Raw genomic sequence first — 10,432 nt, 5'->3', positions numbered from 1 at the left:
CCCCCACGCCGGCGCCGACCGCAACGCCAACCCCCATACCCACCCCCGCCATCACCGAGCTCACGCCGCTGCCCGCCTCCACCTGGGTTGCCACCACCGCCCCCGCGCCCGGCGAGGTGCTGCTGCAGTCCGACCCCGCAGGCATCGACTACGCCGTCGACATCGCCTGGGCCCCGCCCGCAGCGTCCGCCACCGGCGCCGGCGCCGCAACCACCGGCGCCGCATCCGCCACTACCGCGCCCGCCGTCGCGACCGACGTCAGCACCACCGGCACCGCATCCGCCACCACCGCGACCGCCACCGCCGCCGGCGTCGCATCCGTTCTCGGGTACCGCGTCGAGCTGTTCTCGGGTCGTTCGGTCACGGCATCCGGATCGCTGATCGCCCGCACCGAGGTCGACGCGGCCACCACCCGCTACCGCGTCGAGGGCGTCTCGTTCGGCGCGGGCGCCGTCACGGCCCGCATCACGCTGCTCGACGGCGCCGAGGCCCTCCCCGACCCTCTGGTCAGCGCCTCCCTCAGCCTCCCCGCCTCCAGCACCGGCGCCCTCTCGACCGCCCGCGCCGGAGTGCCCGAGCTCGGCACACCCACCGCCGACGGCTTCACCGCCACCTGGACCGCCCCCTCGGGCGACATCGCCCCCGCCGGCTACGTGCTGCGCGTGCTCGAGCGCCGCCACGACCTCGCCGCCCCCACCGCCAACTTCTTCATCGCGACAACGCTCGACGTCGGCGCCACCACCCAGGCGGTCGTCACCGGCCTGCAGGGCGACAGCCGCTACGTGGCCGCGGTGGTCGCCTACGATCTCGTCGACGGCGTCGCCCGCTACCGCCCGTCCTCCGCCACCAGCAGCGCCCCGAGCTGGGCGAGCGAGTACCCCGCCCAGACCCTGGGTGAGCGCACCCCCAGCACCGAGTTCTCCGCCCGGCCCGCCGCTCCCACCGCCGTCTCGGCGCGCGTGCTCGACTGGCAGGGCGCCGCCACCACCGGCCGTTTCACCGGCGGATCCCCCATCACCGGCTATCGCGTCGAGCTGCACCAGCGCGGCGTCGGTCTGGTGAGCACGCAGGAGGTCGCGGTCGCCGACCCTGCCGCCGATCCGCGAGCGAGCTTCGCCGGCCTCACCCCCGGCGCCGACTACTCCATCCGGGTCGCCGCCGTGAACGCGGTGGGCGTCGGCGAGCTCTCCGACTTCAGCCCCGTCGTCACCTTGCCCGCGGGCTCCACCCCGGGCAGCCGCCCGCCGGCCTACCCCGATCGCCCCGCCCTCGACACCGCCATCGCGGCCGGAACCGTCGCCGTCGACCGCAACGCCTCGCTCACGATCGAGCAGGGCGCGGATGCCGTGGTCGGCCTCCCCTGGACCTCGGCCCAGAGCGGCGAGGCCTGGTGGTACGGCTCCCGCACCTTCGCGGGCACCGTCAGCACGAACGGCACAGGCACCGGCACCGGCACCGCCGCATCCGGCACCGCCGCATCCGTCACCGTCAGCACCGCCGGCCTCCCCGTCGGCACCCACTGGCTGCTCTTCGTCACCGACGCCGAGCTCGACGGCGACCCCTCCCCCGCCGGCGGCCGCGCCACGGCGGTGCAGGTCACCATCGCCCCGAGCACCGCGGCCGTGCTGCAGCTCGACGACGCCGTGCTGCGCTGGGGCCTGAACGACGAGGCGAACAACGGCGCCTACTTCGGCGGCTGCAACTACCTCTCCGCCGGCCGCACCCCCGATCCGGGCGGCTCGGCGCTGTTCACGGCGGCGCAGTACTCGAACGTCTCAGGCAATGTCAGCATCCAGAAGCCCGACGCCTCCGGCACCTATGTGCGGGCGAACTGGGACACCAAGTGCCTCGACCGCACCGGCGCACCGCTCAGCTCGGGTACGAACACCCCCTACGGCGGCAACCAGTTCGTGATGACCGGCGGCACCGGCGAGGTCGACCGCGCCACCGGCAGCGCGAGCATCCGCTGGAACGGCGACGTGACCGTGGCCTACTACGGCGGCCTCACCTTCTGGTACCTCAGCGACCCGGTGCTCACCGTGCAGAACGGCACCGGCACCCTCACCGCCACCGCCGGCGGCTTCGGCACCGACATGGACGACCAGTCGAAGTGGGTGCCCCTGCCCGACCGCACCATCACGCTCGCCGTCTTCACCGGCGTGCAGGTGGATGCCGACGGCTTCACCGTCACCCCCGACTACCGCGGGGTCGCGGTCTCCCTGCGTTCACCATCGACGTCGCGAAAGGCTTCTCCGGAGCCCTCGCCGACGGCAACTTCGGCGTCTACACCTACGCCGCCGGCGGAGCGAACTACGCCCCGTTCGAGACCTTCACCCCGGTCGCCTTCGCCGACCCGGCCGTCGACCGCATCCAGGGCGCCGACCGCTACGAGGTCGCCGTGAATGTGTCGAAGAAGGCCTACCCCACCGAGTCGGGTTCCGACGTCGCCTACATCGTCACCGGTACCACCTTCGCCGACGCCCTGAGCGCCGCCCCGGCCGCGGTCAAGGAGAAGGCCCCGCTGCTGCTGACGACTCCGGATGCTCTGCCCGCCTCGGTGAAGACCGAGCTGCAGCGTCTCTCCCCCGGCAAGATCGTGATCGTCGGCGGACCGAACTCCGTCTCCCCCAAGGTCGAGGCCGAGCTCGAGAAGCTGTCTGCGAACGTCGTGCGCATCTCCGGCGCCGACCGCTACGAAGCCTCGCGGAACGTCGTCGACGCCGTCTTCGGCACCGACGGCGCCAAGAACGCCTACGTCGCCACCGGCGCCAACTTCCCCGACGCCCTCTCGGCGAGCGCGGCCGGCGGCTCCACGTCGACCCCCGTGCTCCTGGTGAACGGCGGGGCCCCCTCGATCGACACTCCCACCACCGCGCTGCTCGGCAAGCTCGGCGTGGACACGGTGTCGATCGCCGGTGGCCCGAACTCGGTCTCCGAGGGTGTCAAGGCCTCCATCGAGGCCCTGAACGGCAAGACCGACCCCACCACGAAGGTCGTCGTCACCCGCCTGTCGGGCGCCGACCGTTTCGCCGCGTCGATCAGCATCAACAACAGCGCCTTCACCTGGGCGAACACGGTGTACCTGGCCACCGGCCTGAACTACCCCGACGCGCTCGCCGGCGCGGCTCTCGCCGGCCTCAAGGGTTCGCCGCTGTACGTGGTGCCCGGTGACTGCGTGCCGCAGGGCGTGCTCGCCGACATCGACCGGCTCGGCGCCGGCCAGGTGACCCTGCTCGGCGGGCCCAACTCGCTGAGCGCAAAGGTCGCCTCGCTCACCGCCTGCACCTTCTGATGTTCTAGCACCACACCCGACAGCCCAATCGGGAAGTCGCAAATGGCCCCTATTCCACGTGGATAGGGGCCATTTGCGACTTTTCAAGGGTTCCAGTTTGGGTCTTGCGATTTAGGTAAGGCTTACCTAAATTTAGATCATGGAGAGTTTTCCCCTTGAGGCGGGCGTCGCCCCGCACGTTCTGCTGGCCGGCGACACCACCGACCTCGCCCCGATCCGCCGCATCCTGAGCGACCTGCCCGACGACGCCTACGGCCAGGTCTACCTCGAGATCGTGTCGCCGATCCAGATCCGTCAGCTCGAGCGGCCCGCGGGCGTGAACCTCACCTGGCTCCGCCGCGACCTCGTGCCGCACGGCCTGCGCGAGATCGCCCCGCGCGGCGAACTCATCCGCTCCGCGGTCACCGCCTGGGTCTCCGAATGGATGCCCGAGGCCCCCGCCGAGGGCGGCGAGCGCATCCACCTCTGGGTCGGCTGCAACGCCAGCCCCCGCGTCGGCTCGATGTACCGCGACCTGGCCTCCCGCCTCTCGGCGGGCCCCACCGAACCCTGACCCACCCCACCCACGCACCCGCCCCAGCCACGCACCCAGCCCACCCCACGCCATTCACCCACCCCAGCCCGCTCTGTCCCGAACACCCCCATCCAAAACGACGGAGTTTTTCGGTGGCGCGCCGTCGGGCAGCGCTCGCCATCGGCGCGTCTGCCGAAAACTCCGTCGTTTCGGATGCGGCGCACGACTCCGGTCAGGCTGCGGCCGGCTCGGCCAGGCGCATCGTCGCGCCGGCCTGCGCGGCGAACGCGGTCGCCGTCGCCGCGATCGTGCGCTGCATCACCTGCACCGCCCGCGTGGGCGCGAGCCCCACGGGTCGCGCCACGCTGATCGTGCGGGTGAGCGTCGGCTCCTCCAGCCGCACCGAGCGCAGCGCCGGCCGGTCGATCAGCACCGTCGCCGGCACGATCGCCACCCCGAGCCCGCGCTCCACGAACCGCAGCACGGCATCCATCTCGGCCCCCTCCAGCACCACCTCGGGGGTCAGCCCCGCCGACCGGAACGCGGCGTCGCTCGCGATCCGCACGTCGTAGCTCGAGCTGAACACGATCAGCGGCAGACGAGCCACCTCGGCCAACTGGATGGCGTCGCCGGCCACGAGAGGATCGGCCGCCCCCGAGGAGATCACCACGAGCTCCTCGGCCAGCAGCGGCGACACGTCGAAGCGCGAGGCGGGCGCATCCGAGGTCGTGATCAGTGCGAGGTCGAGCTCGCCGGCCGCCAGTTCGTCGAGCAGCCGCCACGACCCCTGCTCCGAGAGGTGCAGCTCGATCGCCGGATGCGCCGCGTGGAACGCGCTCAGCACCTCGGTCACGAGGCTGATGCAGAGCGTGGGCGTGGCGCCCAGCCGCACCCGCCCGCGTTCCAGCCCGGCCAGTTCGGCGAGCTCGCGGCGCACCGAGTCGGCGTCGGCGAGCATCCGCCTGGCCAACGGCAGCAGCGACTCCCCCGCCGTCGTGAGCGTGCTGCCCCCGCGCGCCCGCCGGAACAGCTCGGCCCCCAGATCCTGCTCCAGCGACCCGATCTGCCGGCTCAGCGAGGGCTGCGCCAGATGCAGCTGTTCGGCCGCCCGGGTGAAGTTGCCGACGTTCGCCACTTCGACGAAGGCGCGCAATTGCTCGAGGTTCATGTCCATAGCCTAAGCGCATCGATCCGACCAGGTATATGCATTGGACGGATGAAGAAGCCCGACCTAGCCTCGAAGACATGAGCTCCTCACGCCCCTCCGAACGTCAGATCTCCACCACCGTGCTCGTCATCGGCACGGGCGGATCAGGCCTCCGCGCCGCCATCGAGCTGGCCGAGGCCGGCGTCGACGTGCTGGCCGTGGGCAAGCGCCCCAAGTCGGATGCGCACACCTCGCTCGCCGCCGGCGGCATCAACGCGGCCCTGGCCACCATGGACCCGGAGGACAGCTGGCAGCAGCACGCCGCCGACACCCTGCAGGAGTCGTACCTGCTCGCCAACCCGCACACCGTGCAGATCGTCACCGAGGGCGCCGCCCAGGGCATCGACGACCTCGAGCGCTACGGCATGCCCTTCGCCCGCGAAGACGACGGCCGCATCTCGCAGCGCTTCTTCGGCGCCCACACCTTCCGCCGCACGGCCTTCGCCGGCGACTACACGGGCCTGGAGATCCAGCGCACCCTGATCAACCGCTCCACCCAGCTCGAGATCCCCATCCTCGACCGCGTCTACATCACCCGCCTGCTCACCAACGACGACGGCGCCATCTTCGGCGCCTACGGCTTCGACCTCGAAGACGGCACGCGGTACCTCATCCACGCGGATGCCGTCATCCTCGCCGCGGGCGGCCACAACCGCATCTGGCGTCGCACCTCGAGCCGGCGCGACGAGAACACGGGCGACTCCTTCCGCCTGGCCGTCGAGGCCGGCGGGCGTCTGCGCGATCCCGAGCTCGTGCAGTTCCACCCGAGCGGCATCATCGAGCCCGAGAACGCGGCCGGCACCCTCATCTCCGAGGCGGCCCGCGGCGAGGGCGGCATCCTGCGCAACGGCCTCGGTGAGCGCTTCATGGCCCGCTACGACCCCGAGCGGATGGAGCTCTCCACCCGAGACCGCGTGGCCCTGGCCGCCTACACCGAGATCAAAGAGGGGCGCGGCACGGTCAACGGCGGCGTCTGGCTGGATGTCTCGCACCTGCCCCGCGAGACGATCATGACCCGCCTCCCGCGCGTCTACCAGACCATGCTCGAGCTGCAGATGCTCGACATCACGGTCGACCCGATCGAGATCGCGCCCACCGCGCACTACTCGATGGGCGGCGTCTGGGTGCGACCGGAAGACCACAGCAGCGACGTGCCCGGCCTCTACGCCATCGGCGAGGCCTCCTCGGGCCTGCACGGCGCGAACCGCCTCGGCGGCAACTCCCTGATCGAGCTGCTCGTCTTCGGCCGCATCGTCGGCCAGGCGGCGGCGTCCTATTCGGCGAACCTGCCCTCCCAGAAGCGTTCGAAGTCGGCGACGGATGCGGCCCGCGCCGAGATCGCGGGCCTGCTCGCGGCCGACGGCCCCGAGAACGTGCGGGCGCTGCAGCGCGCCATCCGCAACACCATGACCGAGCACGCCGGCGTGGTGCGCGACGAGGAGGGCCTCACCCAGGGGCTGGCCGAGCTCGACGCCATCGAGGCGCGCATGGCCTCGATCGGCGTGCATCCGGATGTCGCCGGCTACCACGACCTGGCCCACGCCTTCGACCTCAAGTCGGCCGCCCTCGCGGCCCGCGCCACCCTCGAGGCCGCGCGTGAGCGTCGGGAGACCCGCGGATGCCACAACCGCAGCGACTTCCCCGACCTCGACCCGGCCCTGCAGGTCAACCTCGTCTGGAGCCCCACCGAGGGCATCACCCGCGAGTCCATCCCGCCGATCCCCGAGGAGATCGCCGCCCACATGCGCGAGGTCGCCACGGTCGGCAAGCTCCTCGAGTAGCAGCCCCGGGGGCGGGGAATTTAGTTGTGGCTACAAGTGTTTTAATGAGCACTATGACGAACGCAGCCGATCTCCTCGCCCCCGACACCACCATGGGAGCCGTCACGCTCCGGGTGGGGAACCTCGACCGCATGGTCGCCTACTACCGCGACGCCGTGGCGCTCGACGTCATCTCACAGCAGGGCGACATCGCCGTGCTCGGCCGCGGCTGCGTGCCGGCGATGGTGCTGCAGCACGCGCCCGAGCTGAAGAGCCCCGGCTCGCGCGAGGCGGGCCTGTTCCACACCGCCATCCTGTTCGACACCGAGGAGGCCCTGGCCGCATCCGTCTACTCGGTGGCGCAGCGTTTCCCGAACTGCTTCACCGGCTCATCCGACCACCTGGTGTCGAAGGCCTTCTACTTCACCGACCCCGAGAACAACGGCGTCGAGCTCTACTGGGACCGCGACCGCAGCACCTGGAGCTGGACCCACGGCCAGCTCGAGATGTCGACGCTCTACCTCGACCCCAACGCCTTCCTGCAAGAGCACCTCACCCAGGCGGTCGTCGACGAACCGCGGATCGGCGCCGCCTCCATCGGCCACGTGCACCTCTCGGTGGGCGACGTGCCGCAGGCCCGCGACTTCTACGTCGACAAACTCGGCTTCGAGGTCACCACCACCTACGGTCCCAGCGCCCTCTTCGTCTCCGCCGGCGGCTACCACCACCACATGGCGATGAACGTCTGGAACTCCGCCGGCGCCGGCCGCCGCCAGCCCACGCTCGGGCTCGGCCAGGTCGAGATCGTGCTGCCGGATGCCGACGGCGTCGCCGCCACCGAGGAGCGCCTGCGCCACCACGGCCTGCAGACCGCGAACGACGGCGCCACCGTCACGGTCTCCGACCCCTGGAACAACACGATCCTGCTGCGCGCCGGCGTCTAGGCCGCCGACCGGCGCCCGAGCAGCTCGTCGCGCATCGCGAGCACCCGCTCCTGCACCGCGCGCGCCACCGCCGCCACGGCCGGCCGCGCGATCGAGTCGGGCCGCACCACCATCCAGTACGGCAGCTCTTCGGCCACCTCCGCCGGAAGCACGCGCACGAGGTCGGGGTGCCGATCGGCCACGAAGCACGGCAGAAAGCCAATGCCCGCCCCCGCCCGGGTCGCCTCCACGTGCACGAAGACGTTGGTGGAGGTGAGCGAGTCGCGCATCCCCGGCACCAGGCGGCGCGGGGCGTCGAGGTCGTCGACCTGCAGCATCGAGTCGATGAAATAGACCAGCGGATGCGCATCCAGCCCGGCGATCGAGTGCGGTTCGCCGAACTCGGCCAGGTAGTCCTGCGAGGCGTACATGCCGAGCGTGTACGCCCCGAGCAGGATCGCCTCGGCGCGATGCACCTGCGGCCGCCCCACCACCACCTCGATGTCGAGCCCCGACCGCTGCTGCAACGCCCGGCGGGTGACGGTCACCAGCTCCAGCTGCAGCCCGGGATGCTGGCGTTGCAGGGCGGCAACGGCCGGTGCGGCCACGAAGGCACTGAACCCGTCGGTCGCCGACATCCGCACCACCCCCGTCAAGCGGGCGCCGGCATCCCCGTCGGCGAGCTGGTCGAGCGCCTCGGCCACACCGTCGGCCGCGCGCAGGGCACGCCGCCCCAGTTCGGTGGCCTCCCAGCCGCCCGGTGCGCGGGCCAGCACGCGTCCGCCGAGCGCCCGCTCGAGCGCGGCGATCCGGCGCGAGACGGTGGTGTGGTTCAGGCCGAGCGTCTCGGCCGCGACGGTGAAGCGGCCCCCTCGCGCCACCTCGCGCAGCACGAGCAGATCGAACGGATCGGGTCTCGACGACTCATCGGCGGTGGGCATATCTGCAATTATGCACAGTGCCTGAGCGCAACTGGTCATTGTCTCGGCGTAAATCTGCACGAATACTCGGGTGCAGTCAACGATGACCCCGAGGAGGCACAGTGAGTGTGAACGAGACCGCGGCCCGCCGCGCGCCGGCCGGACTGAAGAAGGTGGTCGCCGCCTCGATGGTCGGCACCGTCGTGGAGTGGTACGAGTTCTTCCTCTACGCCACGGCCGCGAGCCTGGTGTTCGGCACCGTGTTCTTCCCGAACACCGGCAGCCGCCTCGACGGCATCATCGCCGCCTTCCTCACCTACGCCGTCGGCTTCATCGCGCGGCCGCTCGGCGGCATCGTGTTCGGCCAGATCGGCGACCGGCTCGGCCGCAAGCACACCCTGCAGGTGACGATCATCATCATCGGTGTGGCCACCTTCCTGATCGGCTGCCTGCCCGGTTTCGACACCGTCGGCTACTGGGCCCCCGCCCTGCTGGTCGCGCTGCGCTTCATCCAGGGTTTCGCACTCGGCGGCGAGTGGGGCGGAGCCGTGCTGCTGGTGGCCGAGCAGAGTCCGGATCGCTCGCGCGGCTTCTGGGCGAGCTGGCCGCAGGCCGCGGTGCCGGTGGGCAACCTGCTCGCCACCCTGGTGCTGCTCACGATGTCGACGATCCTGCCCGCCGAGCAGTTCCTCGGCTGGGGCTGGCGGGTGGCGTTCTGGCTCTCCGCGGTGATCGTGCTGATCGGCTACTACATCCGCACCCACGTCACCGAGGCGCCCATCTTCCTCGAGGCCCGCGCTCAGGCCGAGGCCCAGAAGGAAGTACGCTTCGGCGTGTTCGAGGTGCTGCGCAAGTACCCCTCCGGCGTGCTCAAGGCGATGGGGCTGCGGTTCGCCGAGAACATCCTCTACTACATCATCGTCAGCTTCTCGATCGTCTATCTGACGGTCGTGCACGAGTACAACACCTCGCAGCTGCTGCTCGCCCTGCTGATCGCGCACGCCGTGCACTTCGCCGTCATCCCGCAGGTCGGCCGGCTGTCGGATCGCATCGGCCGGAAGCCGGTCTACTTCGCCGGCGCCGTGCTCGGGGCATCCTGGGCCTTCTTCGCCTTCCCGATGTTCGACACCCTGAACCCGGTGCTGATCGTGCTGGCGGTCACCGTCGGTCTGTGCTTCCACGCGCTGATGTACGCGGGGCAGCCGGCCATCATGGCCGAGATGTTCCCCACCCGGATGCGCTATTCCGGCGTCTCGCTGGGCTACCAGGTGACCTCGATCGTGGCCGGATCACTGGCGCCGATCATCGCCTCGGCACTGCTGCAGGAGTACGACTCGTGGATCCCGGTGGCGCTGTACATCCTCGCCGCCTGCGCGCTGACCGCGATGGTGGTGCTGACGCTGCGCGAGACCAAGGGCCTGTCGCTTCGGGCGGTCGACGCCGCGGATGCGGAGCGATTCGGCTCCACCGGACCGACTGCCCCAGCCGGAACCGCGAGCACCCCGGCTGCCACGACGGGAGCCGCCGGCACTGCGGATGCCGCGGCCCGCGACGCCGCGAGGGCCGCGCGATGACCGTCCCGGAGCGCTCCCTGACGCTCCGGGGCCGTCGCGCCCTCGTCACGGGCGGCGCCGGGGGCATCGGCGCCGCCGTGGCGCGCGAGTTCACGGCGCGGGGTGCGCAGGTCGTAGTCGCCGATCTCGACGGCGCCGCCGCCTCGGCCCTCGCCGGCGAGCTCGGCGGCGAGGCATGGGCGGCCGACCTGGCCGACACCGACGCCCTCGACGACCGGATGCTCGCCGAGCACCTCGCCGAC

9 protein-coding genes are annotated in these 10,432 nt (G+C 71.4%); 7 read left to right on the top strand and 2 right to left on the bottom strand.

Annotation, left to right across the window (positions count from 1 at the left end):
• The 3 genes from Q0D75_RS20415 to Q0D75_RS20405 all read left to right on the top strand — a co-directional run.
• On the top strand, positions 1 to 2,402 hold a 2,402-nt coding region (locus Q0D75_RS20415), incomplete at its 5' end, for a fibronectin type III domain-containing protein (protein ID WP_291057618.1).
• Positions 2,399 to 3,292, top strand: a complete 894-nt coding sequence (locus tag Q0D75_RS20410; protein ID WP_291057616.1) for a cell wall-binding repeat-containing protein — start codon at positions 2,399 to 2,401, stop codon at positions 3,290 to 3,292. The genes Q0D75_RS20415 and Q0D75_RS20410, both read left to right, overlap by 4 nt.
• 139 nt (positions 3,293 to 3,431) lie before the next feature.
• Positions 3,432 to 3,845, top strand: coding sequence for an SIP domain-containing protein (locus Q0D75_RS20405; protein ID WP_291057614.1), 414 nt, complete (start codon positions 3,432 to 3,434; stop codon positions 3,843 to 3,845).
• Positions 3,846 to 4,038: 193 nt separating this feature from the next.
• On the opposite strand, the gene Q0D75_RS20400 is transcribed toward Q0D75_RS20405, so the two are convergent.
• Positions 4,039 to 4,980, bottom strand: a complete 942-nt coding sequence (locus Q0D75_RS20400) for a LysR substrate-binding domain-containing protein (RefSeq protein ID WP_291057612.1) — start codon at positions 4,978 to 4,980, stop codon at positions 4,039 to 4,041.
• Positions 4,981 to 5,051: 71 nt separating this feature from the next.
• On the opposite strand from Q0D75_RS20400, the gene Q0D75_RS20395 reads away from it, so the two are divergent.
• Together Q0D75_RS20395 and Q0D75_RS20390 are read left to right on the top strand one after the other, a co-directional pair.
• Positions 5,052 to 6,794 (top strand): FAD-dependent oxidoreductase, encoded by a 1,743-nt coding sequence (locus Q0D75_RS20395; protein ID WP_291057611.1) that lies wholly within the window; start codon positions 5,052 to 5,054, stop codon positions 6,792 to 6,794.
• A 44-nt stretch (positions 6,795 to 6,838) separates the two neighbouring features.
• On the top strand, positions 6,839 to 7,717 hold the full coding sequence (locus Q0D75_RS20390; RefSeq protein WP_291057608.1) for a VOC family protein: 879 nt from the start codon (positions 6,839 to 6,841) through the stop codon (positions 7,715 to 7,717).
• On the opposite strand, the gene Q0D75_RS20385 is transcribed toward Q0D75_RS20390, so the two are convergent.
• Complete coding sequence (locus Q0D75_RS20385) at positions 7,714 to 8,637, bottom strand: LysR family transcriptional regulator (protein WP_291057606.1); 924 nt, start codon at positions 8,635 to 8,637, stop codon at positions 7,714 to 7,716. The genes Q0D75_RS20390 and Q0D75_RS20385 overlap by 4 nt on opposite strands.
• A gap of 101 nt (positions 8,638 to 8,738) precedes the next feature.
• Here Q0D75_RS20385 and Q0D75_RS20380 point away from each other — a divergent pair, with 101 nt between their 5' ends.
• Both Q0D75_RS20380 and Q0D75_RS20375 read left to right on the top strand, forming a co-directional pair.
• Positions 8,739 to 10,190 (top strand): MFS transporter, encoded by a 1,452-nt coding sequence (locus tag Q0D75_RS20380; protein ID WP_291057604.1) that lies wholly within the window; start codon positions 8,739 to 8,741, stop codon positions 10,188 to 10,190.
• Positions 10,187 to 10,432, top strand: a 246-nt coding sequence (locus Q0D75_RS20375) for an SDR family NAD(P)-dependent oxidoreductase (RefSeq protein WP_291057602.1), incomplete at its 3' end; no start/stop codon positions are given. The genes Q0D75_RS20380 and Q0D75_RS20375, both read left to right, overlap by 4 nt.

The sequence above is a fragment of the Herbiconiux sp. genome (assembly GCF_023264855.1).
Lineage (GTDB): Bacteria > Actinomycetota > Actinomycetes > Actinomycetales > Microbacteriaceae > Herbiconiux.
This window is presented reverse-complemented; position numbering and strand designations above follow the sequence as displayed.

Bases quoted from the DNA above. Each gene is read 5' to 3' on its own strand.
- Q0D75_RS20405 (WP_291057614.1), top strand. From the start codon at position 3,432: ATGGAGAGTTTTCCCCTTGAGGCGGGCGTCGCCCCGCACGTTCTGCTG.
- Q0D75_RS20400 (WP_291057612.1), bottom strand. From the start codon at position 4,980: ATGGACATGAACCTCGAGCAATTGCGCGCCTTCGTCGAAGTGGCGAAC.
- Q0D75_RS20395 (WP_291057611.1), top strand. From the start codon at position 5,052: ATGAGCTCCTCACGCCCCTCCGAACGTCAGATCTCCACCACCGTGCTC.
- Q0D75_RS20390 (WP_291057608.1), top strand. From the start codon at position 6,839: ATGAGCACTATGACGAACGCAGCCGATCTCCTCGCCCCCGACACCACC.
- Q0D75_RS20385 (WP_291057606.1), bottom strand. From the start codon at position 8,637: ATGCCCACCGCCGATGAGTCGTCGAGACCCGATCCGTTCGATCTGCTC.